The 26,759-nt window shown below is 69.1% G+C and carries 24 protein-coding genes; 15 read left to right on the plus strand and 9 right to left on the minus strand.

The annotated features are described in order from the left end of the window. Position 1 precedes the first annotated feature (1 nt). Together B8W67_RS02115 and B8W67_RS02120 are read right to left on the minus strand one after the other, a co-directional pair. On the minus strand, positions 2-463 hold the full coding sequence (locus B8W67_RS02115) for a peroxiredoxin (RefSeq protein WP_069391485.1): 462 nt from the start codon (positions 461-463) through the stop codon (positions 2-4). Further along, positions 463-885: a DUF3052 domain-containing protein gene (locus B8W67_RS02120; RefSeq protein WP_069391486.1), complete on the minus strand. Its 423-nt coding sequence runs from the start codon at positions 883-885 to the stop codon at positions 463-465. The genes B8W67_RS02115 and B8W67_RS02120 overlap by 1 nt, the downstream gene beginning before the upstream one ends. A gap of 203 nt (positions 886-1,088) precedes the next feature. Between B8W67_RS02120 and aceE the strand changes: the two genes are divergently transcribed. The 7 genes from aceE (at position 1,089) to B8W67_RS02155 (ending at position 10,752) form a co-directional block, all read left to right on the plus strand. Next, positions 1,089-3,878: a pyruvate dehydrogenase (acetyl-transferring), homodimeric type gene (gene aceE / locus B8W67_RS02125; RefSeq protein WP_069391487.1), complete on the plus strand. Its 2,790-nt coding sequence runs from the start codon at positions 1,089-1,091 to the stop codon at positions 3,876-3,878. A 54-nt stretch (positions 3,879-3,932) separates the two neighbouring features. Next, positions 3,933-5,231, plus strand: coding sequence for a PucR family transcriptional regulator (locus B8W67_RS02130; RefSeq protein WP_069391488.1), 1,299 nt, complete (start codon positions 3,933-3,935; stop codon positions 5,229-5,231). Between the two features lie 200 nt (positions 5,232-5,431). Further along, the gene (locus tag B8W67_RS02135; RefSeq protein WP_085302073.1) at positions 5,432-6,340 is read left to right on the plus strand and encodes an ACP S-malonyltransferase; all 909 of its coding nucleotides are present in this window, start codon (positions 5,432-5,434) and stop codon (positions 6,338-6,340) included. A gap of 103 nt (positions 6,341-6,443) precedes the next feature. Then, positions 6,444-6,746 carry a meromycolate extension acyl carrier protein AcpM gene (acpM, locus tag B8W67_RS02140; protein ID WP_069391490.1) on the plus strand — a complete coding sequence of 101 codons (303 nt, stop codon included), beginning with the start codon at positions 6,444-6,446 and terminating at the stop codon, positions 6,744-6,746. Then, on the plus strand, positions 6,743-7,993 hold the full coding sequence (gene kasA, locus B8W67_RS02145; protein ID WP_069391491.1) for a 3-oxoacyl-ACP synthase KasA: 1,251 nt from the start codon (positions 6,743-6,745) through the stop codon (positions 7,991-7,993). Before acpM ends, kasA begins: the two co-directional genes overlap by 4 nt. Positions 7,994-8,019: 26 nt before the next feature. Further along, the gene (gene kasB, locus B8W67_RS02150) at positions 8,020-9,282 is read left to right on the plus strand and encodes a 3-oxoacyl-ACP synthase KasB (RefSeq protein WP_069391492.1); all 1,263 of its coding nucleotides are present in this window, start codon (positions 8,020-8,022) and stop codon (positions 9,280-9,282) included. Positions 9,283-9,330: 48 nt separating this feature from the next. Then, a complete protein-coding gene (locus B8W67_RS02155) occupies positions 9,331-10,752 on the plus strand; it encodes an acyl-CoA carboxylase subunit beta (RefSeq protein ID WP_069391493.1) in 1,422 nt (473 codons plus the stop codon). 171 nt (positions 10,753-10,923) lie between these two features. Here the strand turns inward: B8W67_RS02155 and B8W67_RS02160 are convergent, their stop codons facing one another. Beyond that, positions 10,924-11,673, minus strand: coding sequence for an SDR family oxidoreductase (locus tag B8W67_RS02160; RefSeq protein WP_069391494.1), 750 nt, complete (start codon positions 11,671-11,673; stop codon positions 10,924-10,926). A 112-nt stretch (positions 11,674-11,785) separates the two neighbouring features. On the opposite strand from B8W67_RS02160, the gene B8W67_RS02165 reads away from it, so the two are divergent. Then, on the plus strand, positions 11,786-12,694 hold the full coding sequence (locus B8W67_RS02165; RefSeq protein ID WP_234806637.1) for a LysR family transcriptional regulator: 909 nt from the start codon (positions 11,786-11,788) through the stop codon (positions 12,692-12,694). Here the strand turns inward: B8W67_RS02165 and B8W67_RS02170 are convergent. Next, positions 12,687-14,216, minus strand: a complete 1,530-nt coding sequence (locus B8W67_RS02170; protein WP_069391496.1) for a glycerol-3-phosphate dehydrogenase/oxidase — start codon at positions 14,214-14,216, stop codon at positions 12,687-12,689. The genes B8W67_RS02165 and B8W67_RS02170 overlap by 8 nt on opposite strands. 101 nt (positions 14,217-14,317) lie before the next feature. Here B8W67_RS02170 and B8W67_RS21065 point away from each other — a divergent pair, with 101 nt between their 5' ends. Continuing rightward, positions 14,318-15,916: an FAD-binding oxidoreductase gene (locus tag B8W67_RS21065; RefSeq protein ID WP_197747596.1), complete on the plus strand. Its 1,599-nt coding sequence runs from the start codon at positions 14,318-14,320 to the stop codon at positions 15,914-15,916. Then, on the plus strand, positions 15,913-16,824 hold the full coding sequence (locus B8W67_RS21070) for a diacylglycerol kinase (RefSeq protein ID WP_264033520.1): 912 nt from the start codon (positions 15,913-15,915) through the stop codon (positions 16,822-16,824). The genes B8W67_RS21065 and B8W67_RS21070 overlap by 4 nt, the downstream gene beginning before the upstream one ends. A 9-nt stretch (positions 16,825-16,833) precedes the next feature. Here B8W67_RS21070 and B8W67_RS02185 read toward each other — a convergent pair whose 3' ends face one another. The 3 genes from B8W67_RS02185 to B8W67_RS02195 all read right to left on the minus strand — a co-directional run bounded on the left by B8W67_RS02185 (position 16,834) and on the right by B8W67_RS02195 (position 19,443). Next, positions 16,834-17,355: a DUF3145 domain-containing protein gene (locus tag B8W67_RS02185; RefSeq protein WP_069391497.1), complete on the minus strand. Its 522-nt coding sequence runs from the start codon at positions 17,353-17,355 to the stop codon at positions 16,834-16,836. 146 nt (positions 17,356-17,501) lie between these two features. Next, a complete protein-coding gene (locus B8W67_RS02190) occupies positions 17,502-18,326 on the minus strand; it encodes a serine hydrolase domain-containing protein (RefSeq protein WP_085302077.1) in 825 nt (274 codons plus the stop codon). A gap of 1 nt (position 18,327) precedes the next feature. Further along, positions 18,328-19,443 carry a class I SAM-dependent methyltransferase gene (locus tag B8W67_RS02195; RefSeq protein ID WP_069391499.1) on the minus strand — a complete coding sequence of 372 codons (1,116 nt, stop codon included), beginning with the start codon at positions 19,441-19,443 and terminating at the stop codon, positions 18,328-18,330. 70 nt (positions 19,444-19,513) lie between these two features. On the opposite strand from B8W67_RS02195, the gene B8W67_RS02200 reads away from it, so the two are divergent. The 4 genes from B8W67_RS02200 to B8W67_RS02215 all read left to right on the plus strand — a co-directional run bounded on the left by B8W67_RS02200 (position 19,514) and on the right by B8W67_RS02215 (position 23,460). After that, positions 19,514-20,599 (plus strand): S-(hydroxymethyl)mycothiol dehydrogenase, encoded by a 1,086-nt coding sequence (locus tag B8W67_RS02200; protein ID WP_069391500.1) that lies wholly within the window; start codon positions 19,514-19,516, stop codon positions 20,597-20,599. Between the two features lie 2 nt (positions 20,600-20,601). After that, positions 20,602-21,225, plus strand: a complete 624-nt coding sequence (locus B8W67_RS02205; RefSeq protein WP_234793846.1) for an MBL fold metallo-hydrolase — start codon at positions 20,602-20,604, stop codon at positions 21,223-21,225. A 72-nt stretch (positions 21,226-21,297) separates the two neighbouring features. Next, on the plus strand, positions 21,298-22,386 hold the full coding sequence (locus B8W67_RS02210) for a class I SAM-dependent methyltransferase (protein WP_085302079.1): 1,089 nt from the start codon (positions 21,298-21,300) through the stop codon (positions 22,384-22,386). 57 nt (positions 22,387-22,443) lie between these two features. After that, positions 22,444-23,460: a DUF2804 family protein gene (locus tag B8W67_RS02215; RefSeq protein WP_085302081.1), complete on the plus strand. Its 1,017-nt coding sequence runs from the start codon at positions 22,444-22,446 to the stop codon at positions 23,458-23,460. A gap of 10 nt (positions 23,461-23,470) precedes the next feature. On the opposite strand, the gene B8W67_RS02220 is transcribed toward B8W67_RS02215, so the two are convergent. Next, complete coding sequence (locus B8W67_RS02220) at positions 23,471-24,904, minus strand: glycoside hydrolase family 183 protein (protein WP_069391604.1); 1,434 nt, start codon at positions 24,902-24,904, stop codon at positions 23,471-23,473. A 169-nt stretch (positions 24,905-25,073) separates the two neighbouring features. Next, positions 25,074-25,694: a TetR/AcrR family transcriptional regulator gene (locus B8W67_RS02225; RefSeq protein WP_069391504.1), complete on the minus strand. Its 621-nt coding sequence runs from the start codon at positions 25,692-25,694 to the stop codon at positions 25,074-25,076. Between the two features lie 116 nt (positions 25,695-25,810). Between B8W67_RS02225 and B8W67_RS02230 the strand changes: the two genes are divergently transcribed. Further along, a complete protein-coding gene (locus B8W67_RS02230) occupies positions 25,811-26,740 on the plus strand; it encodes a metal-dependent hydrolase (RefSeq protein WP_069391505.1) in 930 nt (309 codons plus the stop codon). Positions 26,741-26,759: the final 19 nt, after the last annotated feature.

Raw genomic sequence — 26,759 nt, forward strand, 5'->3', positions numbered from 1 at the left:
GTCAGCCGCGCAACGCCGCCAGCGCCTCGGCCCACTGGCGTTGGTCGCGGGCCTGGCCGGGCTCGTTCATCTCGGCGAAGCGCACCGTGCCGGTGCGGTCGATGACGAACGTGCCGCGGTTGGCGAACCCGGTGTCGGCGTTGAACACCCCGTAGTCCTGCGCCACCGCGCCGTGCGGCCAGAAGTCGGAGAGCACGGGGAAGGTGAAGCCGCTCTCGGTCGCCCAGATCTTGTGGGTGGGCGGCGGGCCGACCGAGATCGCCAGCACCGCGCTGTCGTCGTTGTCGTAGTCGGGCAACCGGTCGCGCACCTCGTCGAGTTCGCCCTGGCAGATCCCGGTGAACGCCAGCGGGAAGAACACCAGCAGCACGTTGCGGCGGCCGCGGTAGTCACTGAGGGTGACCGGTTGCTGGTTTTGGTCACGCAGGGTGAAGTCCGGCGCGGCGGTCCCCACCGCCAGCATCAGCGTTTACCGGCCCGGGTCTTGGGCTGCACCAGCCTGCTGCCACTCCACTCGCCGAGGTTCACCGAGGAGGTCGGCATCAGCCCCGCGGTGGGCGCGGCCTCGGCGATGTCGGCGGGCTGCACGTGGCCGGGCCGCCCGGTCTTGGGGGTGACCACCCAGATGACGCCGTCGTCGGCGAGCGCGGTGATCGCGTCCATCAAGGTGTCCACCAGGTCGCCGTCGCCGTCGCGCCACCACAGCAGGACGACGTCGACCACCTCGTCGGTGTCCTCGCCGAGCAGCTCGGCACCGCAGGCCTCTTCCACGGCGGTGCTGATGGCATCGTCGGCGTCCTCGTCCCAGCCCCATTCCTGGACAATCTGGTTCTGTTCGATGCCCAGCTTTCGGGCGTAGTTCGGGGCGTCATCCGCCGCGACCACCTGGGACCTCCTACTGTCCGGAATGTTCTGCCATCAACACCGCTCCGTGCGTCACGCACCATCGTTGCACAACCCCGCGTACCCGATTGCGTCACCTGGCAGATCGCCACCGCACCGGGATGGAGGAAGATGGCGGGTGAGCCGGTGACCGCAACATGGCCGCCGGCGACCACGAGGCTAACCGCCCAGCGAGGAGCACTGAGTTGACCACCGAGTTCACCCGCCACGATCTGGCTAAAAACTCAAACAGCACAAGCGAATCCGACCGCGTTCGAGTCATCCGCGAAGGGGTCGCGTCTTATCTGCCCGACATCGACCCGCAGGAGACCGCCGAATGGCTGGAATCCTTCGATGACATGCTCGCCCACGCCGGCCCGGCCCGCGCCCGGTATCTGATGCTGCGGCTGCTGGAACGCGCCGGGGAGAAGCGTGTGTCGATCCCGGCACTGACTTCCACCGACTACGTCAACACCATCCCCACCGAGTTGGAGCCGTGGTTCCCCGGTGACGAGGAGGTCGAGCGCCGCTACCGCGCCTGGATCCGCTGGAACGCCGCGGTGATGGTGCACCGGGCGCAGCGACCCGGCGTGGGTGTGGGTGGCCACATCTCGACCTACGCGTCGTCGGCGTCGCTGTATGAGATCGGGTTCAACCACTTCTTCCGCGGCAAGTCCCATCCCGGCGGCGGCGACCAGATCTTCATTCAGGGCCACGCCTCCCCCGGCATCTACGCCCGTGCCTTCCTCGAGGGCCGGCTCAGCCAACACGACCTCGACGGGTTCCGCCAGGAGCACAGCCACCCCGGCGGCGGCATCCCGTCCTACCCGCACCCGCATCTGATGCCGTCGTTCTGGGAATTCCCCACGGTGTCGATGGGGCTGGGCCCGCTCAACGCCATCTACCAGGCCCGGTTCAACCACTACCTGCACGACCGCGGCATCAAGGACACCTCCGACCAGCATGTCTGGTGTTTCCTGGGCGACGGGGAGATGGACGAGCCGGAGAGCCGCGGGCTGCTGCACGTCGGCGCATTGGAGGGTCTGGACAACCTCACCTTCGTCATCAACTGCAACCTGCAGCGCCTCGACGGCCCGGTGCGCGGCAACGGCAAGATCATCCAGGAACTCGAGTCGTTCTTCCGCGGTGCGGGCTGGAACGTCATCAAGGTGGTGTGGGGCCGCGAATGGGACGCGCTGCTGCACGCCGACAAGGACGGCGCGCTGGTCAACCTGATGAACGCCACCCCCGACGGGGACTACCAGACCTACAAGGCCAACGACGGCGGCTACGTTCGCCAGCACTTCTTCGGCCGCGATCCGCGCACCAAGGCACTCGTCGAGCACCTCACCGATGACCAGATCTGGAGCCTCAAGCGCGGCGGCCACGACTACCGCAAGATCTTCGCCGCCTATCAGGCCGCGATGGACCACAAGGGCCAGCCCACGGTCATCTTGGCCAAGACCATCAAGGGCTACTCGCTGGGCTCCTACTTCGCCGCCCGCAACGCCACCCACCAGATGAAGAAGTTCCGGCTGGCCGACCTCAAGGCGTTCCGCGACAGCATGCGGATCCCGATCTCCGACGCCGAACTCGACGAGAACCCCTACCTGCCGCCCTACTACCACCCCGGTGACGACGCCCCGGAGATCCGCTACCTGCGGGAGCGGCGCACCGCGCTGGGCGGTTTCGTGCCCGAACGGCGGAGCGCCTCCGCGCCGCTGCGCCTGCCCGACAGCTCCGTCTACCAGCCGGTCAAGGACGGGTCGGGCAACCAGGAGGTCGCCACCACCATGGCGACCGTGCGGGTGTTCAAGGAGCTGCTCCGCGACAAGGAGATCGGCGCCCGGATCGTGCCGATCATCCCCGACGAGGCCCGCACCTTCGGGATGGACTCCTGGTTCCCCAGCCTGAAGATCTACAACCCCAACGGCCAGACCTACACCTCCGTCGACGCCGAACTGATGCTCGCCTACAAGGAGAGCGACGTCGGCCAGATCCTGCACGAGGGGATCAACGAGGCCGGGGCGGCGGGCAGTTTCATCGCCGTCGGCACCTCCTATGCCACCCACGACGTGCCGATGATCCCGGTCTACATCTTCTACTCGATGTTCGGGTTCCAGCGCACCGGCGACCTGTTGTGGGCCGCCGGGGACCAGATGGCCCGCGGCTTCCTGCTCGGCGCCACCGCGGGGCGCACCACGCTGACCGGCGAGGGGCTGCAGCACGCCGACGGGCACTCGCCGTTGTTGGCATCGACCAACCCCGCGGTGGTCTCCTACGACCCGGCGTTCGCCTACGAGCTCGCCCACATCATCGAGAACGGCCTGCAGCGCATGTACGGGCCGGACCCGGAGAACATCTACTACTACATCACCATCTACAACGAGCCCTATGTGCAGCCGGCCGAGCCGGAGGGCCTCGACGTCGACGGCCTGCTGCGCGGCATCTACCGCTACCGGCGCGCCCCCCAGGAGCGCACCCACCGGGCCCAGTTACTGGCCTCGGGGGTGGCGATGCCGTGGGCGCTGCAGGCCGCGGAGCTGCTGGCCGCCGAGTGGGACGTGGCCGCCGACGTGTGGTCGGTGACCAGTTGGGGAGAGCTCAACCGGGACGGGATCGCCGCCGAGCGGGACCGGCTGCGCCATCCCGACCGGCCCGCCCGCACGCCGTATGTGGCGCAGGCGCTGGGTGAGGTGGACGGGCCGGTTGTGGCGGTCTCGGACTTCATGCGCGCCGTGCCCGAACAGATCCGGCCCTGGGTGCCGGGACGCTACGTCACCCTGGGCGCCGACGGGTTCGGCTTCTCCGATACCCGCCCCGCCGCGCGACGGTTCTTCAACATCGACGCCGAATCACAGGTCGTGGCGGTGCTCGAGGCGCTCGCGCGTGACGGCGTCATCGATGCGGCGGTGCCGGCCGAGGCCGCCCGCAAATACCAGATCGACGACGTGCTGGCGGCCCCGGAACAGACCTCCGACCCCGGGGTGGCCTGACGGCACCCCTGTCGGTTGGTGGGTTCCGCCAGAAATCCGGCGTACGTTTTAGGCGTGAACGACAATCCGCTGGCGGCGGGGCGCTCGCCGCTGGTCCTGCTGGACTCGGTGCCCGAGTCGCTGCTGCGCCGGCTCAAGCAGTACTCCGGGCGCCTGGCCACCGAGGCGGTGGCGACCATGCAGGACCGATTGCCGTTCTTCGCCGACCTGGAGGCCTCCCAGCGAGCCAGCGTGGCGCTGGTCGTGCAGACCGCGGTCGTGCAGTTCGTGGAGTGGATGCACGACCCGACCAGCGGTGTCGGCTACACCGCGCAGGCGTTCGAGTTGGTGCCCCAGGAGCTGACGCGGCGGATCGCGCTGCGCGACACCGTCGACATGGTGCGGGTGACGATGGAGTTCTTCGAAGAGGTGGTGCCGATGTTGGCGCGCTCGGAAGAACAGCTGACCGCGTTGACGGTCGGCATCCTCAAATACAGTCGCGACCTGGCGTTCGCCGCGGCCTCGGCCTACGCCGACGCAGCCGAGGCCCGCGGAACCTGGGACTCGCGGATGGAGGCCAGCGTGGTCGACGCGGTGGTGCGCGGCGACACCGGGCCGGAACTGTTGTCGCGCGCCGCGGCACTGAACTGGGACACCACCGGCCCGGCGACGGTGGTGGTCGGCACCCCCGCCCCCGGCCCCGACGGTCAATCGCACCCGGAGGCCAGCCAACTCGTCCGCGATGCGGCCACCCGCCACCACCGCGCCGCGCTGTCGGACATCCACGGCACCTGGCTGGTCGCGATCGTCTCCGGCCCGCTGTCGCCGACCGAGAAATTTCTGACCACGCTGCTCGCGGCGTTCTCCGACGGGCCGGTGGTCATCGGGCCCACCACACCGATGCTCACCGCCGCCCACCACAGCGCCCGTGAGGCGATCGCCGGGATGAACGCCGTCGCCGGCTGGTCGGGTGCGCCGCGGCCGGTGCTGGCGCGCGACCTGCTGCCCGAGCGTGCCCTGATGGGCGACCCGGATGCGATCACCGCCCTGCACACCGACGTGATGCGGCCGCTGGCCGACGCGGGCCCGGCGTTGGGCGAAACCTTGGACGTCTACCTCGACTGCGGCGGCGCCATCGAGGCGTGCGCCCGGAAGTTGTTCGTTCATCCAAACACGGTTCGCTACCGTCTCAAACGGATCACCGACTTCACCGGTCACGACCCCACCCAGCCGCGCGACGCCTACATCCTGCGGGTGGCCACCACCGTCGGCCGTCTGGCCGCCCATCCGTCCGGCGTCGGACCGGCCCCCGCCACGGTCCGCCACAGCGTCGCGCCCCCCGTCGGACCTGCGGAGCCGCCGCTGCCGGGCTGACCGATGCCGGCCACCGCGGCTATGCGTCCGCACGGCGGCCCAAGACGGCATGCGCCGGCGACGAGCCCGATAAAAGTTGCGGACAGGTCTCGACGACATCGCATCACGTGCGGTTTTGTAGGTTCTCTACAAAACTATAAGATGAGGTTTATGTTCTGTTACACCGCGCAAACCCGACTTCACAGTGTTCTCTTAAACACGTGATTGCGTTGCTCGCCCCCGGGCAAGGTTCCCAGACCCCCGGGATGTTGTCGCCGTGGCTGGAGTTGCCCGGTGCCGCCGACCAGGTTGCCTCCTGGTCGGAGGCCAGCGGCCTGGATCTGGCCCGCCTGGGCACCACCGCGGAGGCCGGGGAACTCACCGATACCGCGGTCACCCAGCCGCTGGTGGTCGCCGCCACGCTGCTGGCCCACGCCGAACTCACCCGCCGCGGCCTGCTCGCCGACACCGACCTGGTGGCCGCCGGCCACTCCGTCGGGGAGATCGCCGCCTACGCGATCGCCGGGGTGTTCTCCGCCGACGACGCGGTGAAACTGGCCGCGGTGCGCGGGGCGGAGATGGCCACGGCGTGCGCGGTCGAGCCGACCGGCATGTCGGCGGTGCTCGGCGGCGACGAGGCCGAGGTCCTCAGCCGCCTCGAACAACTCGACCTGGTTCCGGCCAATCGCAACGCCGCCGGCCAGATCGTCGCGGCCGGCGCCCGCTCGGCGTTGGAGAAGCTGGCCGAGGACCCGCCGGCCAAGGCCCGGGTGCGCGCCCTCGACGTCGCCGGCGCCTTCCACACCCGCTACATGGCGCCCGCCCAGGACGGCTACGCCGCCGCGGCCGCCGCCGTGGCGACCGCCGACCCGACCGTGATGCTGCTGTCCAACGCGGACGGCCAGCCGGTCACCACCGCCGCCGACGCGATGGACAAGTTGGTCGCCCAACTGACCCGCCCGGTGCGGTGGGATCTGTGCACCCAGACCCTGCGCCAGCGCGACGTCAGCGCACTGGTGGAGTTCCCGCCGGCCGGAACCCTGGTCGGCATCGCCAAACGGGAGCTTCGGGGAGTTCCCGCCCGCGCCGTCAAGGCGCCGTCAGACCTGGACGAGGTGGCTCAGCTCTAGGCCCAACGTCGTGCCGCGCACCGAGCCTCACTCACCAGTTACAACCACATACGCACGAACCGTTCGAAGCAACACCACCAAGAAACACGAAGGGAGCCACATCGTGGCCGCCAGCCAAGAAGAAATCATCGCCGGTCTCGCCGAGATCATCGAAGAGGTGACCGGTATCGAGCCGTCCGAGGTGACCGTTGAGAAGTCCTTCGTCGACGACCTCGACATCGACTCGCTGTCGATGGTGGAGATCGCGGTGCAGACCGAGGACAAGTACGGCGTGAAGATCCCCGACGAGGACCTGGCCGGGCTGCGCACCGTCGGTGACGTCGTCGGCTACATCCAGAAGCTCGAGGCCGAGAACCCCGAAGCCGCCGCCGCGCTGCGCGAGAAGTTCGGAGCGGACAGCCAGTGACCAAGCCGTCCACTGCCAACGGCGGTTACCCCAATGTGGTGGTAACCGCCGTTGAGGCGACCACATCGTTGGCTGCCGACATCGACGGCACCTGGAAGGCCTTGCTTGCCGGCGAGAGCGGCATCCACGTCCTCAAGGGCGAATTCACCGAGAAATGGGACCTTGCGGTCAAGATCGGCGGGCAGCTCAAAGACCCCGTCGACGACCACATGGGCCGGTTGGACATCCGACGGATGTCGTATGTCCAGCGGATGTCCAAGCTGATCAGCGGGCGGCTGTGGGAGAAGGCCGGCAGCCCCGAGGTCGACAAGGACCGGCTCGCGGTCGTCATCGGCACCGGTCTCGGCGGCGGCGAGAAGATCGTCGAGACCTACGACCTGATGAACGAGGGCGGCCCGCGCAAGGTGTCGCCGCTGGCCGTGCAGATGATCATGCCCAACGGCGCCGCGGCGGTCGCCGGGCTGCAACTCGGCGCCCGCGCCGGGGTCATCACACCGGTGTCGGCCTGTTCCTCGGGTTCCGAGGCGATCGCCCACGCGTGGCGCCAGATCGTCATGGGTGACGCGGACATGGTGGTCTGCGGTGGCGTCGAAGGCGGCATCGAGGCATTGCCGATCGCGGCGTTCTCGATGATGCGCGCGATGTCGACGCGCAACGACGAGCCCGAGAAGGCTTCGCGGCCGTTCGACAAGGACCGCGACGGCTTCGTGTTCGGCGAGGCCGGCGCGATGATGATCATCGAGACCGAGGAGCACGCCAAGGCCCGCGGCGCCAAGCCGCTGGCTCGGTTGATGGGTGCCGGAATCACCTCCGACGCCTTCCACATGGTGGCGCCCGGACCCGACGGAAAACGGGCCGGCTACGCCATGACGCGGGCGTTGGAGTTGGCGGGCTTGTCCCCGTCGGACATCGACCACATCAACGCGCACGGCACCGCCACGCCGATCGGGGACACCGCTGAGGCGAACGCGATCCGGGAAGCGGGCTGTGAGCAAGCCGCGGTCTACGCACCGAAGTCGGCCCTCGGCCACTCCATCGGTGCGGTGGGCGCATTGGAGTCCGTGCTGACGGTGCTCTCGTTGCACGACGGGGTCATCCCGCCGACGCTCAACTACGAGACACCCGACCCCGAGATCGACCTCGACGTCGTCGCGGGCGAGCCTCGGCACGGTGAATTCCAGTACGCGATTAACAACTCGTTCGGATTCGGTGGGCACAACGTGGCGCTCGCCTTCGGACGGTACTAATCACCGGAAGGACCTCCAGGACTGTCATGACATCGTTGACCACCGGGAATGGTTTTCCCGACGTCGTTGTGACCGGTATCGCCATGACCACGGCATTGGCGACCGACGCCGAATCCACCTGGCAGGCACTGCTGGATGGAAAAAGCGGAATCCGAAAACTCGATGACGCCTTCGTCGACCAGTTCGACCTGCCGGTCCGTATCGGCGGGCACCTGGTCGAGCCGGAGTCGTCCTTCGATGAGGGGTTGACCCGCACCGAGTTGCGTCGGCTGTCGTATCTGCAGAAGCTGTCGCTGGTGGTGAGCCGGCGGGCGTGGGACAACGCCGGGGCACCGGAGGTAGACACCCGGCGGTTGATGGTGTCGATCGGGACCGGGATGGGCTCGACCGAGGAGTTGGTCTTCGCCTACGACGACATGCGGGAACGTGGCCTGCGCGCGGTCTCCCCGTTGACGGTGCAGAAGTACATGCCCAACGGGGCGGCCGCGACCGTCGGGCTGGACCGGGAGGCCAAAGGTGGGGTGATCACTCCGGTCTCGGCGTGCGCGTCGGGATCGGAGGGCATCGCCCACGCCTGGCAGCAGATCGTTCTCGGCGAGGCCGACATCGCGATCTGCGGCGGGGTGGAGACCAAGATCGAGGCGGTGCCGATCGCCGGCTTCGCCCAGATGCGGATCGTGTTGTCGACCAACAACGATGACCCCGCCGGCGCCTGCCGTCCGTTCGACAAGGACCGCGACGGGTTCGTGTTCGGCGAGGCCGGCGCGATCCTGGTCATCGAGACCGAGGAGCACGCCAAGGCCCGCGGCGCCAAACCGTTGGCCCGCATCATGGGCGCCTCGATCACCTCCGACGGCTATCACATCGTCGCCCCGGACCCCAACGGGGAACGGGCCGGTTACGCGATGACCCGGGCGATCCAGCTGGCCGGGCTCACCCCCGAGGACATCGACCACGTCAATGCCCACGCGACCGGCACCCAGGTCGGCGACGTCGCCGAGGGCAAGGCCATCAACAACGCGATGGGCACACACCGGCCGGCGGTGTACGCCCCCAAGTCCGCGTTGGGCCACTCGGTGGGTGCGGTCGGCGCCGTGGAGTCGATCCTGACGGCCCTGGCGCTGCGGGACGGGGTCATTCCCCCGACGCTGAACCTGGTCAACCTCGATCCGGAGATCGATCTTGACGTGGTGGCCGACAAACCGCGTCAGGGGGACTTCCACTACGCGGTCAACAACTCGTTCGGGTTCGGCGGGCACAACGTCGCAACCGTGTTCGGCAAATACTGAGCGGACACCGCCCGGCGGGCCCGCAGAGCTAGCACACAGGAGACGGAGATGACGATCACCGCACCGGAGACAGTCAACGAGGCGCTCGACCCGCGGGATCCGCTGCTGCGGCTCTCCACCTTCTTCGATGACGACAGCGTCGAGTTGCTGCACGAACGGGACCGCTCCGGAGTGCTGGCCGCCGCCGGCACCGTCAACGGGGTGCGCACGATCGCGTTCTGCACCGACGGCACGGTCATGGGCGGGGCCATGGGCATCGAGGGCTGCAGCCACATCGTCAACGCCTACGACACCGCGATCGAGGAGCAGAGCCCGATCGTGGGAATCTGGCACTCCGGCGGCGCGCGACTGGCCGAGGGCGTCAAGGCGCTGCACGCGGTCGGGCTGGTGTTCGAGGCGATGATCCGCGCCTCCGGCTACATCCCGCAGATCTCGGTGGTGGTCGGCTTCGCGGCCGGCGGCGCCGCCTACGGGCCGGCGCTGACCGACGTGATCGTGATGGCCCCCGACTCCCGGGTCTTCGTCACCGGCCCCGACGTGGTGCGCAGCGTCACCGGTGAGGATGTCGACATGGTGTCGCTGGGCGGACCCGACACCCACCACAAGAAGTCCGGGGTCTGCCACATCGTCGCCGACGACGAGGTCGACGCCTACGAGCGGGGCCGGCGGCTGGTCGGTCTCTTCAGCCAGCAGGGCCACTTCGACCGGACCAAGGCTGAGGCCGAAGAGGTCGACCTGCAGGCGTTGATGCCGGAGTCGCCGCGGCGGGCCTACGAGGTGCGCCCGATCATCGGCGCTCTGCTCGACGAGGACACGCCGTTCGAAGAGTTCCAGGCCAAATGGGCCCCGTCGATGGTGGTCGGCCTGGGCCGGCTGTCGGGCCGCACGGTCGGGGTGATGGCCAACAACCCGCTGCGCCTGGGCGGCTGCCTGAACTCCGAGAGCGCCGAGAAGGCCGCCCGCTTCGTGCGACTCTGTGACGCGTTCGGCATCCCGTTGGTGGTGGTCGTCGACGTACCGGGGTATCTGCCCGGGGTGGACCAGGAATGGGGCGGGGTGGTGCGCCGCGGCGCCAAGCTGCTGCACGCGTTCGGCGAGGCCACCGTGCCGCGCGTCACGCTGGTGACCCGCAAGATCTACGGCGGGGCCTACATCGCGATGAACTCGCGCTCGTTGGGGGCGACCAAGGTGTTCGCCTGGCCGGACGCCGAGGTCGCGGTGATGGGCGCCAAGGCCGCCGTCGGCATCCTGCACAAGCGCAAGCTGGCCGCCGCGCCGGAGCACGAGCGCGAGGCCCTGCACGATGAGCTCGCCGCCGAACACGAACGCATCGCCGGCGGCGTCGATGCCGCCATCGAGATCGGTGTGGTCGACGAGAAGATCGACCCGGCCCACACCCGCAGCAAGATCACCGAGGCACTCGCCGAGGCGCCCGCCCGCCGCGGTCGGCACAAGAACATCCCGCTGTAACCGGCGAACGGCCGGGGCCGACCGGCCCGCGAGTGCGGTTGCTGCTGAGATCGACGCCCCAGCGGACACACGCCCCCGAATTTTGGGGGTGTATGTCCACTGGAGTATCGATCTCAGTCATGACCACCAGTATCGAGCGACTCCGGGGGCCCCGGTAGGTCGGCTACCGGTCTACCGGGTGGTGTAACCGCCGTTGGCGAAGACGGTCTGCCCGGTGATCCAATGGCCCTCGGCGAGCAGGAACACCACCAGCGGGGCGATGTCAGTGATCTCGGTGAGCCGGTTGCCCATTGCCTGCGACTTGTGGAACTCAACGCGCTCGGGGGTCTCCTGCGGGTAAAAGAACGGGGTGTCCATCGGCCCGGGCGCCACGGCGTTGACATTGATGCCGCGCTCGGCGAATTCCTTCGCGGCGGCCCGGGTGAAGTGTTCCACCGGGCTCTTCGATCCGGCGTAGGTGGAGTACCCGTCGGTGAACGCGCCGAGCAGCGCCGTCACGATCGTCACCGCCGAGCCGTGGTCGTTGAGCCGTTTGCCGGCCTCCTGCAGGAAGAAGTACGCGGCTTTGGCGTTGATGTCGAACATCGAGTCGTATTCGGCCTCACTGGTCTCCACGATCGGTTTGCGCAGCACCTTGCCGACCGTGTTGATCGCGAAATCCACTCCGCCGAATGCCTCGGTCGCCGCGTCGAACAGCTCGGTCACCGCGGCCGGCCGGGTCAGGTCCCCCGCCACCGCGATCGCCTCGACCCCACTGTCGCGGGCGCGCTGCACGGTGGCCTCGGCGGCGGCTTCGCTGGCCGGGCTGTGATAGTGCACGGCGACGTTCACGCCACGGTCGGCGAGCGTGGTGCTGATCAGTCCACCGAGGTTCTTCGCCCCGGCCGCCACGATCGCGGACTTGCCGCCAAGGTCAGCCATTCTCCGGTTCCTTTCGTTGGGTGTGCTCTCGACGCTAGAACCCCCCTCCACAAATGAAAAACAGTGATTTTCGACTATTCGACAACAATCAGTTGTGGATAGGGTGAGTGCTGTGTCCCACCAGAGCGCCCCGCCGCGCCGGCCCGACCTGGACCTGCGGCGCCTGACGCAGTTCGTCGCGGTCGTCGATGCGGGCGGATTCACGCGGGCGGCCGCGCTTTTGCACCTGAGCCAGCAGGCCCTCTCCAGCGCGGTGCGCCAACTCGAGAAGGACATCGGCGCGGAGTTGCTGGTGCGCGCCGGCCGGCAGATCAGCCTCACCCCGGCGGGCCGGACCCTGCTCGATGAGGGACGCGCGCTGCTGGCCGCGGCCGACACGCTCGCCCAGCACGCTCGCGCCGCCGCGCGCCTCGAACGCGACGAGTTCGTGGTCGCCCACACCCCGGCGATCGACAACCGTGACGTCTACCGACTGCTGGAGGCCACGATCGCGCACTTCCCCACCACCTCGTTCACCGTGCGCCAGGTGTTCCCCGCCGACTTGGTCGCCGGGGTGCACGACGGCACAGTGCATCTGGGGTTGCGTCGCGGCGTGGTGCCCCAGGAGCGGTTGGCGGCGACCGTGGCGCGCTACGACCCCCTGCGCGTCGCAGTGGCCGCAACCCACCCACTGGCCGGGCGCCGCAGCATCGGGGTCATCGAACTCGCCGCCCACCCGATCGTGCTGTGGTCGCCGCCCGGAGCCTCCTACTACAGCGACTTCCTCGTCAACGTGTGTCGACGTGCCGGGTTCGAACCCCGCTACCGGGTGAGCCGGGTGCAGGGTTGCCCCCCGGAAGCGGCGGCCCTCACCGACGACGGGGTCGTGTTCGTCACCGCCGCAGCGGGACCGGCGCTCGGCGGCACCGTGCACGTCATCGACCTCGACACTCCCACCCTGGTGCCGATGCAGGCGTTGTGGCAGCCGCACACCGTCTCGCTGGTGCGCGAGGCGATCCTACGCACCGACGACGTCAGCTGAGGAACTCCGCCGCCACATCGACGACTCGGTCCCGGTCGGCGGGAACCAGCCCGATACGGGTGCGCCGGTCGACGATGTCGTCGACGGTGAGCGCCCCCTCATGAGTGACCGCGTAGGCGAATTCGGCACGCAGCACGTCGATCCCCTCGACGACCGGGGTCATCGGGTCCGCGCAGCGCGCCGCCGCCAGCACGTTCGCCGCCTCATTGCCGAACCGCGCCAACAACGCCGCGGGCATCGCCGCCGTCGGCGGCACCACGGCTCCCGGGTTGGCGGGCGCCCCGATGAGCGCGAGCCGCGCTGTGCGACACGGTCGGGCCGCCAATTTGCGCACGGTGACCGCGTAGTCGAGCACGTCTTCGGCCATGTATCGGTATTCGGTCAGTTTGCCGCCGATGACGCTGATCACCCCCGAGTCGGACGCGGTCACCGCGTGCTCGCGGGAGATGTCGGCGGTGCGCCCCTCCCCCGCGTCGACGAGTGGGCGCAACCCCGCGTAGGCACCGAGCACATCCGAGGGGCCCACCGCGGTCCCCAGCGCCGTGTTGACCACCTCGAGGAGGAACTCCACTTCGGCCGGGGAAGGTTGTGGCACATCGGGAATCGGTCCCGGCGCATCTTCGTCGGTGAGGCCGAGGTAGACCCGGCCGAGCTGCTGGGGCATCGCGAAAACGAAGCGATTGAGCTCACCGGGGACCGGCACCGTCAATGCCGCTGTCGGGTTGCCGAACGCCGCCGCGTCGAAGACCAGATGGGTGCCACGACTGGGGCGCAGCGTCAACGCCGGGTCGAACTGCCCCGCCCACACACCGGTGGCGTTGATGACGCAGCGCGCGGTCACCTCACACGATTCACCGGTGCGGGTGTCGGTCAGCCGCGCTGTGTCGCCGCTGACCCGGCTCGCCTCGACGTAGGTGAGGATCCGCGCGCCGCGCTGGGCGGCGGTGCGCGCCACCGCGACCACCAGCCTCGCGTCGTCGATCAACTGCCCGTCGTGGGCCACCAATCCGCCGTCGAGACCGTCACGGCGCACCGTCGGGACCAGATCGGCCGCCTCGGCGGCACCAACCCGCCGCGATCCGGGAAGCACCGTCGTCGGGGTGCCGGCCAGTCGGCGCAGCACGTCACCGGCCAGGAATCCGGCCCGCACCAGCGCCCGCTCGCGGCGGCGCACGTCGGGCAGCAACGCCACCAATTGCGCCAGCGGGCGCACCAGATGCGGTGCGGTGCGGGTCATCAGGATGCCGCGTTCGACGGCACTGCGCCGTGCGATGCCGATGTTTCCGGTCGCCAGATACCGCAGACCGCCGTGCACCAGTTTGGAACTCCACCGACTCGTTCCGAACGCCAGGTCGTGCTTCTCCACCAGCGTCACGCTCAGCCCGCGAGCCGCGGCGTCGAGGGCGATGCCCACCCCGGTGATCCCGCCGCCGATGACCAGCACGTCGATCGGTCCACCGCCGGCCAGCGCGTCGAGTTCGGCGTCACGGCGGGCACCGTTGAGGGCGGCGGCCTCAGACATCCAGGGGGCTCCGTTCCGGGTCGGTCGCCAACGGATCGGCGTTGTCATACTGTATCGCCATGACCGCGCCGGACAACCCCACCGAAACACCGGACACCGCGATGGCGTGGGACGCTTGGGGCGATCCCGATGCGGCGACCCCGCTGTCCCCCGCGATCGGCGACCTGCTGGCCCAGGCACTGGGGGTTCGCACACCGGCGGCGGCGCGCCCGACGATGAGCCAGGTGCGGCTGCGCCCCTCGGCGCTGCCCGACGACGACCGCGTGGCCCTGGAACGCATCGTCGGAACGGGCTTGTGCCACACCGACCACGACAGCCGGCTGCGTCACGCCGGGGGCAAATCCACACTGGATCTGTTGGCGCGGCGCAACACCGGTGAGCAGGACGCCCCGGATGCGGTCCTCGAACCCGGCGGTGAGACGGCCGCGCAGGACGAGGAGCAGATCAGTGCGATCCTGCGCTACTGCAGCGATCACGGCATCGCGGTGGTGCCGTTCGGTGGAGGCACCAGCGTGGTGGGCGGATTGGACCCGATCCGTGCGCAGTTCACCGCGGTGGTGGCGCTGGATCTGCGTCGACTCGATCGGCTGCTGCACCTCGACCCGATCTCCGGAGAGGCCGAGTTGCAGGCCGGCGTGACCGGACCGGACGCCGAACGGCTCCTCGCCGAGCACGGCTTCTCGCTGGGCCATTTTCCGCAGAGCTTCCAGTACGCGACGGTGGGCGGGTTCGCCGCGACCCGCTCCTCGGGGCAGAACTCGGCCGGCTACGGCCGCTTCGACGACATGGCGGTCGGGCTGCACATGATCACCCCGGTCGGACCGATGACCGCCGGGCGGGCCCCCTCCTCGGCGGCCGGACCCGATCTGCGCCAACTGTTTCTGGGGTCCGAGGGCACCCTGGGGGTGATCACCCGGGTACGGGTGCGAGTGCACCCGGTACCGGAGAGCATCCGCCACGAGGCATGGTCGTTTCCCGACTTCGCCACCGGCGCCGCGGCGCTGCGCGCTGTCACCCAGGCCGGCGCGGGCCCGACGGTCATCCGGCTCTCCGACGAAGCCGAAACGGGGGTGAACCTCGCCACCACCGACGCGATCGGGCAGGAGTCGATCACCGGTGGCTGCCTGGCGATCACGCTGTTCGAGGGCAGCGCGGCGCACACCGCCGGCCGGCACGCCGAGACAGCCGACCTGCTGGCCGCTCACGGCGGCACCTCGCTGGGCCCCGAGCCGGCGCGCGCCTGGGAGCACGGCCGCTTCGGGGCGCCCTATCTGCGCGACGCGCTGCTCGACGCCGGGGCCCTGGCCGAGACGTTGGAGACCGCGACGAGTTGGTCGAATCTGTCGACGCTGAAATCCGCGGTCACCGATGCACTCATCGCGTCACTGGGGTCCTCGGGCAGCCCCGCACTGGTGCTCTGCCACATCTCCCACGTCTATCCGACCGGGGCGTCGCTGTATTTCACCGTCGTGGCCGCCCAGCGCGGCGACGCGGTGGCGCAGTGGCGCGCTGCCAAGGCCGCCGCGACCGACGCGATCCTGGCCGCCGGTGGGACCGTCACCCACCATCACGCCGTCGGTGCCGATCACCGGGGGTGGCTGACCGACGAAATCGGCGAACTGGGGGTGCGCGCACTGCGCGCGGTCAAGGCCACGCTGGATCCCGCGGGAATTCTCAACCCCGGCAAGCTCATCCCGTGACCACTGGCGCACAGCAGCCCACCCGGGTCACGATGCTGGCCAACCCGGCGGCCGGGCGCGGCAATGCCCGCCACGCCGCCGAGCGAGCGGTCAGCCGGCTGCAGCAGCGCGGTCTCGACGTCACCGTGGTGGTCGGGCGCGACGCCGCACACGCCCGCCGGCTGGTCGAGCGGTCCCTGGCCGCCGGCACCGATGCGCTGATCGCCGTCGGCGGCGACGGGCTCATTGCGTTGGCGTTGCAGTCGTTGGCCCGCACCGGGGTGCCGTTGGGGATCATTCCCGCCGGCACCGGCAACGACCATGCCCGCGAATACGCCATCCCCACCGACGATCCGCAGGCCGCCGCCGACGTCGTCGCCGACGGACACACCGAAACCGTCGATCTGGGCTGCATCGAGACCGCCACCGGGACCACGTGGTTCGGCACGGTGATGGCTGCCGGATTCGATTCGCTGGTCAGCGACCGCACCAACCGGATGCGCTGGCCGCGCGGCCGGATGCGCTACAACCTCGCGATCCTCGCCGAGTTGTCCCGGCTGCGCCCGCTGCCGTTCACCCTCACCGTCGACGACGGCGAACCCGTGCACGCGGAGTTGACCCTCGCCGCCGTCGGGATCACCCGCAGCTACGGCGGCGGCATGCTGATCTGTCCGCACGCCGACCACGGCGACGGCCTGCTGGACATCACGATGGTCGGCGCGGGGTCCCGGATGCGGCTGCTGCGGTTGTTCCCCACCGTGTACACCGGCCGCCACGTCGACCTCGAGGAGGTCAGCACCGTCCGGGCGCGCACGGTGCGGGTGGACTGCCCGGGCATCAACGCCTACGCCGACGGCGACTTCGTCGCTCCGCTGCCGGTGACGGTCACCGCGGTGCCCGGCGCACTGCAGATCCTGCGGCCCCGCTGACCGGCCGGCTCAGCCGACCCCGCGGGCCAGCAGGCCACACTCGGCGCTGTCGCTGCCGTTGCGGTAGGGCTCCAGCGCTTCGTCCCACGCGGTGCCGAGCACCGAGTCCAGTTCGGCGGCGAGAACCTCGGCACCGGCCTCCATCAGCGTGCGCAGCCGCATCTCGCCGACCATGACGTCGCCGTTGGCGCTCATCGACCCACTCCACAGGCCCAGCTGGGGGGTGTGACTGAACCGCTGGCCGTCGACGCCCTCGCTGGGGTCCTCGGTCACCTCGAAGCGCAACACCGACCAGGAGCGCAGCGCGTTGGCCAGCCGCGCTCCGGTGCCGACCGGGCCGATCCAGTTGGCCACCGCGCGCAGCTGTCCGGGCATGGCGGGCTGCGGCGACCAGTTCAGCTTCGCCGGGGACGCCGGAGTGCCCAACGTCGAGGTCAACGCCCATTCGACGTGGGGGCATACCGCCGCGGGCGAGGCATGGACGTAGACCACGCCGCCGGTGACCTCGGCGAATTGGTTCAACGCACGCATCTTGCTGCTCCTTCGGTTCCACGAGGGACGTCTTCCCCAACGACCTGATGAAACCGCGGCGCACCCAGACGGTGCTGTTATTCAAGTGTCAACCGTGTCTATTGTGCCTTGTGAGGCCCATGTTGCGCTAGTCTTGGCGGCGATTCTTATTTTTCGCCGTAGGCGCTGATCACCGCGTCGGAGAGCTCCGGCCACACCCGGTGCGACCAGTCACCGAAGTCCCGATCGGTGAGCACCACCAGCGCCAGGTCCAGCTCCGGATCCACCCAGAGGAAGGTGCCGGACTGGCCGAAGTGCCCGAAGGTGCGCGCCGAGTTGGTGGCACCGGTCCAGTGCGGCGCCTTGGTGCCCTTGATCTCGAACCCCAGCCCCCAGTCGTTGGGGCGTTGCACCCCGAAACCGGGCAGCACACCGTCGAGGCCGGGGTACTGCACGGTGGTGGCGTCGGCATGCATCGGCGCCGACACAGTCGCCGGGCGCAGCAGGTCGGTGGCGAAGGCCGCCAGGTCGGCCACCGTCGAGGTGGCGCCGTAGCCGGCGGCCGCCGCCCCACCGTCCAGGCGGGTGGCGCTCATCCCCAGCGGCACGCAGATCGCCTCGTGCAGGTAGTGCCCGAATTCGATCTCGGTCGCCTGCGCCACCGCCTCGGCGAACACGGCGAAGCCGTAGTTGGAGTAGATGCGCCGGGTCCCCGGGGCGGCCAGCACCTGATCGGAGTGCATCGTCAGCCCCGAGGCGTGGGCCAACAGGTGCCGGATCGTGGCGCCGGGCGGACCGGCCTCGGTGTCGAGGGCGAGCGCACCCTCCTCGACGGCGACCTGGCCGGCGCGCGCGGCCAACGGCTTGGTCACCGATGCCAGCGCGAAGCCGCGCTGCAGGTCCCCGTGGCCGGCCACCAGCCCGTCCGGGCCGACGACGGCGGCCGCGGCGTGGCCGACGGGCCAGGCGTCGATCGCGTCGAGGGGAGCCATGTCACTTCCGCCCGAGGTAGTAGTAGTTGCGCGGGTCGGCGTCGAGTTCGACGATGTCCACGTCGGTGAAGCCGGCCTCGGCCAGCATGGCCTGCGCACGCTGCCACCCCCAGGCGGTGCCCAGACCCTCCCCGTCGAGCGCCAGCGACACCGTCATGCAGTGCATGGTGGACACGGTGTACATGTAGGTCGACATGGGCACACCGACGTTGTCGGCCAGGTTGCTCGACGCCTTGATGTCGGCCATGAGGAACACCCCGCCGGGGCGCAGCGCACGGAACACGTTGGCCAGCACCCGTGTCGGCTGCGCCTGGTCGTGGATGGCGTCGAACGCGGTGATGAGGTCATAGCGGTCGACGACGTCGAGGCCGGTGAGATCGGTGCGCACGAACTCCGCGTTGGTGTTGCCCAGTCTGGCGGCCTCGGCGGTCGCGGCCGCCGTCGCCTCCTCGGAGAAGTCCAAACCGGAAAACCGGCTGGCGGCAAACGCCTGGGCCATCAGGTTGACCGCGTGCCCGCTGCCGCAGCCGATGTCGGCGACGTCGATGCCCTGGGCGAGCCGCTCGGGCAGGCCGTCGACCAGGGGCAGGACCTCGGCGACCAGCACGGTGTCGAAGACCTGACGGCTACGTTCGGCGGCGACGGTGTGAAAGCGCGGGTACTGGCTGTAGGGCACCCCGCCGCCGCGGCGGAAGCATTCGATGACCGGCTGCTCGACGTCGGCCAGCATCGGGATGTACTGGCTCAGGGCGGCGAGGTTGCGCCCACCGGCCGCCCCGGTGAGCACCGCCGCGCGGTGCGCCGGCAGCGCATAAGCACCCGGTTCTCCGGTGTTTCCCACCGATTCCGCCGTCTGGGCCGCGGCGTCGGACGCCCCGGTGGCACGGAACTCGATCACGCCGGCGGTGACCATTCCGGCCAGCCACTCACGTACATAGCGCTCATCGAGGCCGGCCGCCTCGGCCACCTCCGCACTGGTGGCCCACGGCAGGACGGCCAGGGTCTCGAACAGCCCGGTCTGGTGGCCGATGCTGATCAGCAGCGCCGCGGCCGCGTGGTCGATCACCTCGACCATGCGGGCGCTGAAATCCTCGGTGGTTTCCGACATCTGTGCCATCGCGGTCCACGGTAGCCCAGCCACACCGGTCCCCTGCCCCGGCGCGGTGGCCTTTAGTAGGTTGGCTGCCATGAGTCAAACAGTGCGCGGTGTGATTTCTCGAGCCAAGAACCAACCGGTCGAACTGGTCGACATCGTCATCCCCGACCCCGGCCCCGGGGAGGTGGTGGTCGACATCACCGCCTGCGGGGTGTGCCACACCGACCTGACCTACCGGGACGGCGGCATCAACGACGACTACCCGTTCCTGCTCGGCCACGAGGCGGCCGGCACGGTGGAATCCGTCGGTGCGGGAGTGACCTCGGTGGCGCCGGGAGATTTCGTCATCTTGAACTGGCGTGCGGTCTGCGGACAGTGCCGGGCCTGCAAGCGGGGCCGGCCGCACCTGTGTTTCGACACGTTCAACGCCGAGCAGCCGATGACGCTGACCGACGGCACGGCGCTCTCACCCGCGCTGGGGATCGGCGCGTTCGCCGACAAAACCTTGGTGCACGCCGGCCAATGCACCAAAGTCGACGAGAACGCCGACCCGGCGGTGGTCGGCCTGCTGGGCTGCGGGGTCATGGCCGGCATCGGGGCGGCGATCAACACCGGAGCGGTGACCCGCGATGACACCGTGGCGGTGATCGGCTGCGGCGGGGTCGGTGATGCCGCGGTCGCCGGGGCGAAACTTGTTGGCGCCAAAAAGATCATCGCCGTCGACACCGACAACACCAAGCTGGACTGGGCGCGGGACTTCGGAGCTACCCACACCATCAACGCCACAGAACTCGACGTCGTGGAGACCATCCAGGATCTCACCGGCGGGTTCGGCGCCGACGTGGTGATCGACGCGGTCGGTCGCCCAGAGACCTGGAAGCAGGCGTTCTACGCGCGCGATCTGGCCGGCACGGTGGTGCTGGTCGGGGTGCCGACCCCGGACATGCGCCTGGACATGCCGCTGGTCGACTTCTTCTCCCACGGCGGATCGCTGAAGTCGTCGTGGTACGGCGACTGTCTGCCCGAACGCGACTTCCCCACCCTGGTCGACCTCTACCGCCAGGGGCGCTTGCCGCTGGAGAAGTTCGTCACCGAGCGCATCGGACTCGGCGACGTGGAGGCCGCGTTCGCCAAGATGCACTCCGGTGAGGTGCTGCGTTCGGTGGTGATCTTGTGAGCATCGGCAACATCGAGCGCATCGTCACCAGCGGTGTCTTCGAACTCGACGGCGGCAGTTGGGATGTCGACAACAACATCTGGGTCGTCGGCGACGACTCCGATGTGATCGTGTTCGACGCCGCCCATGATGCGGACCCCATCACCGCCGCGGTCGCCGGCCGCAACGTGGTGGCGGTGGTGTGCACCCACGGCCACAACGACCACATCACGGTCGCCCCGCAACTCGGCGAGGCCCTCGACGCCCCGGTGCTGCTGCATCCGGCCGACGAGATGCTGTGGCGGATGACCCATCCGGACGCGCCGTTCCACGCCGTCGAGGACGGCACGGTTCTGCAGGTCGGCGGCATCGAGATCCGCGGTTTGCACACCCCGGGGCACTCCCCCGGTTCGGTGTGCTGGCACGCCCCGGAGTTGAACGCGGTGTTCAGCGGCGACACCCTGTTCCAGGGCGGGCCGGGGGCGACCGGCCGGTCGTTCTCGGATTTCCCCACGATCCTGGCGTCGATCTCCGAGCGGCTCGGGACGCTGCCCGGCGAGACCGTCGTCTACACCGGCCACGGGGACTCCACCACCATCGGCGACGAGATCGTCAACTACGACGACTGGGTGGCCCGCGGGCACTGACCTTCGTCCCCGCCAGACGGCGGCGGGGACTACCGTCGACGGTGTGTGGCGGTGACCTGATCGGAGGGAAGCGTGCCGGAGTCCAGCATTGTCGTGCGACCCGACCAGCCGGGCAGCGCCTCGTATCTGCCGTCGGCGCGCCTGGACACCGCCGGGCTGGCACGCGCTGTCGCGCTGTTCAAACAGGCAGCTCAGGCCGTGCCCCTCTACACCCCGCCGCAACCGATCGTCATCGCCGACTACGGGGCGGCCACCGGGTACAACTCGATGCTGCCGATCGGCGCGGCGATCGACGCGATCCGGGAGCGCACCCGCCTCGAGCACGCGATCATGGTGGCCCACACCGACCTGCCGGACAACGATTTCAACGCGCTGTTCCACACCATCGCCGACGACGCCGACAGCTATCTGCAGAAGGACCCCGCGACGTTCTCCGCGGCGATCGGCCGGTCGTTCTACGACCAGATCCTGCCGTCCAACGCGGTGACCCTGGGCTGGACCTCGTGGGCGGTGATGTGGCTGCGCACCGTGCCCTCCGAACTGCGCGATCACGTGTTCGTCGCCTACAGCACCGACGACGCGGCCCGGTCGGCCTATGCGCGGCAGGCGACGGCCGACTGGCAGAACTTCCTGGCGTTTCGGGGTCGCGAACTGCGCCCCGGCGGGCGCCTGCTGGTGTTGACCGCCGCGGTCGGCGACGACGGCGAATACGGCTACCAGCCGTTGGTCGAGGCGATCCTGGCGGGGCTGCACGACCTGGTCGGCGCCACCCTGATCAGCACCGAGGAGGTGCGGCGCATGACGATCCCGATCGTGGTGCGCAGCGAGAAGGATCTGCGCGCCCCGTTCGCCCCGCACGATCGGTTCGAGGGCCTGGCCATCGAACACTTGGGGATCTTCGACGCCGGCGACCGGTTCTGGTCGCAGTACCAGCGCGACCAGGACACGGCGGCGTTCGGCGCGCAGTGGGCGGCGTTCGCCCGCGCGTCACTGTTTCCCGCGTTGTGCGTCGGGCTGGACGGCGGTCGCCGCGATCCGCGGGTCAGCGAGTTCGCCGACCGGCTCGAGCAGGCGGTGGCCGCCAAGATGGCCGTAACGCCCGAGCCGGTGCGGATCCCGCTGGCCGCGGTGGTGATGGTCAAACGTCAGCCGACGGACTGAGCCGACAGTTGGGTGATTCGGACCGGACGCCCGGTCCGCGCCGTTAGGGTCGGCCCTATGCTCACCCCGGATCACCTGGTCGGCGGCGGCGTTCGACGCTACGGGCGATTCGCCCAGCGGTTCCGTGACACCAATCCCCTCGACGCCTACCGGGGTATCGCGCGACTGTGGCACCGATGGCGCCTCAAAGAATGGGTCGGGTTCACGTTGATCCATCCGCAGCTCTCCGGCGCAATGATCATGCAGGACGCCAAATATCTGGCGTCCTCGGAGTTGTTCGTCCGTGATCGGTCGACCGGGGGCGCGGCGGAGAAGGCCGTGACGCTGCGCGGCGGTGGCGTCACGTTGCCCGACGAACTGCTGCACGGCGGGACGTGCACGGTGGCCAAGCGTGGTTATCTGCTGCGCTACGACTTCGACGAGAGGGCGGGAACCGGCACGGTGCAGTTCGACTGCGCGGCCGACGCGTCCGGACCGGCGATCAGCGGGACCTTGACGCTCCACCTGCGGGAGGCGGCGCCGGCGCTGAGCATCAGCGCCAAGATCACCCCCAGCATCGACTACTACACGTTCAAACAGCCGTTCCCGGTACAGGGCACGCTCACCCTCGGCGAGCACCGGTACCGGTTCGACCCGGAACGCGATTTCGCGATCATCGACGAGAACCGCTCCCATTTCCCCTATTCGACCTCCTGGACCTGGGGCACGTTCGCCACCCGGGCGGCCGGTGGCATCGTCGGGTCCAGTTTCGTCGACCGCGCAGAGTTCAGTGATGCCGACGACGAGTCGTCGAACTGGGTGCCCGGACAGGTCGAGCCATTGGCGGGCATCGAGTTCGACTGCGGGTTCAGCGATCCAGCCCCACCGGGGCGGGTGCGCGACCGGGACGGCCGACTCGACGTGACCTTTACCCCGGACTGGCGCAAGGACGTGAAGGTCAATCTGCTCGCTGCCGCGATCGACTACACCCAGCTCAGCGGCACCTATTGCGGCACTGTGACCTCGCTGGCCGGTGAGACCGTCAGGTTCGATGCGGTGCCGGGGGTGCTCGAACGGATGAGGACGCGGTTTTGACCCACCACGGCTACGGCAGAGCAACGCGCATCAGCGCGACGCTGTAGTCCGACCACTGCGACAGCGTGAAGTACAGCTCGTTGCCCTCCCCGGTGATCGCCGGTGAGCCGGGGTGGATGTAGGGGGCGTAGATCCCGGTGTTCATCGTCGATGACTGCACCAGCGTGGTGGTGCTGCTCCACGGGCCCTCGGGGTTGTCGGCGGTGCGCATCACCACGTTGTTGAGGGTGTTGGTGTAGAGCATGATGAACTTGCCGAGGTGCTCGCTGTAGGCCACCGACAGCTCGCTGGCCCGGTCGGCGACGACCTGAATCGCCAAGAACGAGAACCACTTCAGCCATCCGAACGGGGTGTGGAATTCATAGGCCCACCGGTTGGTGATCTCGTTCTCGGCAACCCGGGCCAAAAAGACCGAGCCGCCCCGGCCCGGGGTGGTGCCGTACTGGTAGACGTAGCCGCCGCTGCGCAGGTAGGCGTTCTGCTGGAAGTTCTGCTCGCCCCAGATGAAGAACACACTGGGCACGGCGAAGAACATCGACGGGCGGATGCTCGACTGGGGAACCGTCCACGTCTCGCCGTTGTCGTTGGAGACCGCCACCGCGGAGAAGTTCGTCGACCACGATCCGGGCTGGCCCCAGGCGCTGATCGACATGAAGTTGACGTACTGGGTGGTGCCCACGGAGATCGCGGCGGTCGGGATGACGGTCACCTCGTTTTGCACCAGGTTGAGACTAGCGATCACCTGCCGGGAGAAGTTGGACCCCGGCCCGCTGACCGGCGAGCCCGCCACGGGATTGCCGTAGGCGGGATCGGGCACCGTGATGCCGTTGACGGGGCTGAGGTCATTGCTTCGGAACAAGGTGTTGCTGCGCCACTGCTGGCCGGGCACACCGCAGTTGCCGAAGGTGTCGCCGAAGGCGTAGAGGATCTGGTGTTTGCCGCCGGCGCCGCCGTTGTCCCACGGGATCCCGAGGTCGGCACCGGAGATCGTGAACCTCGAGTAGGAGTTCGTCTGCGGTCCGGTGAGCCAGCCGGCCACCGTCGCCGCTTCGGTGGCCACGGCGGCCGGCGCCGCTGCCCGCGGAGCCGCGGGCGCCGGGGTGATCCCCGGCGGCGGGTCGGCGGTGGCCGGGTCGTCCGGGATCGGGTAGGTGCTGCCGTCGGGCAGCACCGCCGCACTGGGACGCACCACGCCCTCGTAGGGGTCGGGCGGCACCGTGCCCGGAGCGGCCGGCTTACGCCCGATCGGCAGGTGCGTGACCGGCAGCTGCGGCACCAGCTGGCGTTGCTGCGGTGCCTGCTGGGGCAACATCCGCGATTGCGCGCGGGGCTCCCACCCCGGCGAGCACGGATCGGCCTGGGCGGGGGCGGCGAAGGCGATGGGGATCACCGGCACCAGTGCGGCCACCAGCGCTGCCGAACCCAGCCGCCGATACCTCGTCATGTCGTCCTTCACGCGCATCCGTCCGTACCGGCCCACCCCGGAGTTACCCCTGCGACCCTAGCGACGGAAGTGACAGGTGAGCTTTCTGACGGTCGAATCGAGATCGGCTTGTGACCGTGTCGCGATCACCGGCGATCGCCGGCCGGCGAGAACATGCCGCCGCCGCGCCTCAGTTCTGCGCCGTGACGCACTGGCGGGCCTCGATCGCCCCACCGAGCCAGCGCCGCAGGAAACCGCGCAACTGCTCGGCCGTGCGCGCGGGTGCGTCCGGGGCGACGAAGAACGACAGCATGATCCGCAGTGTGAACTCGACCAGCTCATGCAGGTCGACGTCGGTGAAGCCGTAAGCCTCCCAGTCGACGTCGAACCGGTCGATCATCCGCATCCCGAAATCTCGGGCCTCCTCGGAGGCCAGGTCACCGGTGTGGTCGTGACCGGAGGTGCCCGAGAGCAGAATCCCCAGATGCGGGGTGGCACGAACCGCGTCGAGCGTGTACAGGGTGCCCTCGGTGAGCGCCTCGGCGGGGTCGGTGATGCCGCGCACGTGCTCGGTGAGGCGGTCGAAGAATCCATCCACCGAGGCGATCGCGGCCGCGCGCATCAACGCATCCGCGGTCGGGAAGTAGCGGTAGACGGTCTGGCGGATCACCCCCAACGAGCCGGCCACATCGGCGATCGTGACCGCGGCGCCGGTGGTGTCGATGAGGTCGACGGCGGCGGCGACGATGCGGGCGGTTGCCTCGTCGTCGGTCTTCGGCGGGTGCCCGCCCCATCCGCGTCTACGTGCCATCGGTTGCGCTCCGCCCTTCCCCGGACGGCGGCTTGACTGCCGACCGGCCGCTTGCAATCATACAGACATCCGTATTCGTGTGTGATTGTATGTTGTGATTCGAGGATGCCCACGCCATGACCGATCTCCAAGTGCGCAAGATGCGTTTCGGGTTCGCCAACTACCCGGTCCCGTTCCTGTGGAACGAGTCCAACCCCGCGTTCTCGGCGATGGCCAACTCGGTGTCGTTCCTCGCCGTCGCGTTCGAGAACATGATCAGCGCGATGATCCCCGAGGCACAGAAGGTCATCACCGATCCGGCGATCGCCGAGGAGGCCGACGCGTTCGTCCGCCAGGAAGGCCAGCACTCCTGGGCACACCGCCAGCACGTCAAGGGGTTGATCAAGGCCTATCCGGGGTTGAAGGAGACCTTCAACGAGGTCCTCGCCGCGTTCGACGATCTCACCGACAACACCCCGATGAAATACCGGTTGGCTTACACCGCCGATCTGGAGGCCACGTTCACCCCGGTGTTCAAGCTGATGCTCGACCACGACGACACCCTGTTCGCCCCTGGCGATGACCGGGTTGCCTCACTGTTCTTGTGGCACTTCGTCGAAGAGGTCGAACACCGCAGTTCTGCGTTGATCATCTACGACCACGTGGTCGGCAATCCCTTCTACCGGATGCGGGTGGCGCCCTCGGTGTTCAAACACGTCATGGCCACCCTGCGGATCGCCGCGCAGGGGTTCAACACCCATGTGCCTTTCGCCGACCGCAAGGTCGACGCGATGTCGACGTTCGTCCCCTACCGCTACAAGAAGATGGCGCTCGACCGGTTGCCGGTGCGCAAACCGGCCGACCACGGACCGGTCGACAACGCCTTCGGCCACCTGCCGGTCCGCGAACAACTCACCGCGCTCGCCGGAGTGTTCCGCAGCCAGATGCCCTATCACAACCCGGCGAACGAAAAGCTGCCGGTCTTGGCCGACAGATGGTTTGATCGCTACAACGACGGCTACGACGTCACCCAGTGGTACACCGCCGCCACCGCCGCCCCCAACTAGAACCCCCGAGGTGAGGACC

This window comes from Mycolicibacillus koreensis, assembly GCF_002104795.1.
GTDB lineage: Bacteria > Actinomycetota > Actinomycetes > Mycobacteriales > Mycobacteriaceae > Mycobacterium > Mycobacterium koreense.

Coding starts and splice junctions, on each gene's coding strand:
- B8W67_RS02185 (WP_069391497.1), bottom strand. CDS start 17,355: ATGCGTGCGTTGAACCAATTCGCCGAGGTCACCGGCGGCGTGGTCTAC.
- B8W67_RS02225 (WP_069391504.1), bottom strand. CDS start 25,694: ATGGCACGTAGACGCGGATGGGGCGGGCACCCGCCGAAGACCGACGAC.
- B8W67_RS02230 (WP_069391505.1), top strand. CDS start 25,811: ATGACCGATCTCCAAGTGCGCAAGATGCGTTTCGGGTTCGCCAACTAC.
- kasB (WP_069391492.1), top strand. CDS start 8,020: ATGACATCGTTGACCACCGGGAATGGTTTTCCCGACGTCGTTGTGACC.
- B8W67_RS02190 (WP_085302077.1), bottom strand. CDS start 18,326: ATGGCTCCCCTCGACGCGATCGACGCCTGGCCCGTCGGCCACGCCGCG.
- B8W67_RS02215 (WP_085302081.1), top strand. CDS start 22,444: ATGCTCACCCCGGATCACCTGGTCGGCGGCGGCGTTCGACGCTACGGG.
- B8W67_RS02155 (WP_069391493.1), top strand. CDS start 9,331: ATGACGATCACCGCACCGGAGACAGTCAACGAGGCGCTCGACCCGCGG.
- B8W67_RS02220 (WP_069391604.1), bottom strand. CDS start 24,904: ATGACGAGGTATCGGCGGCTGGGTTCGGCAGCGCTGGTGGCCGCACTG.
- B8W67_RS21065 (WP_197747596.1), top strand. CDS start 14,318: ATGGCGTGGGACGCTTGGGGCGATCCCGATGCGGCGACCCCGCTGTCC.
- B8W67_RS02170 (WP_069391496.1), bottom strand. CDS start 14,216: ATGTCTGAGGCCGCCGCCCTCAACGGTGCCCGCCGTGACGCCGAACTC.
- B8W67_RS02195 (WP_069391499.1), bottom strand. CDS start 19,443: ATGGCACAGATGTCGGAAACCACCGAGGATTTCAGCGCCCGCATGGTC.
- B8W67_RS02160 (WP_069391494.1), bottom strand. CDS start 11,673: ATGGCTGACCTTGGCGGCAAGTCCGCGATCGTGGCGGCCGGGGCGAAG.
- B8W67_RS02115 (WP_069391485.1), bottom strand. CDS start 463: ATGCTGGCGGTGGGGACCGCCGCGCCGGACTTCACCCTGCGTGACCAA.
- B8W67_RS02200 (WP_069391500.1), top strand. CDS start 19,514: ATGAGTCAAACAGTGCGCGGTGTGATTTCTCGAGCCAAGAACCAACCG.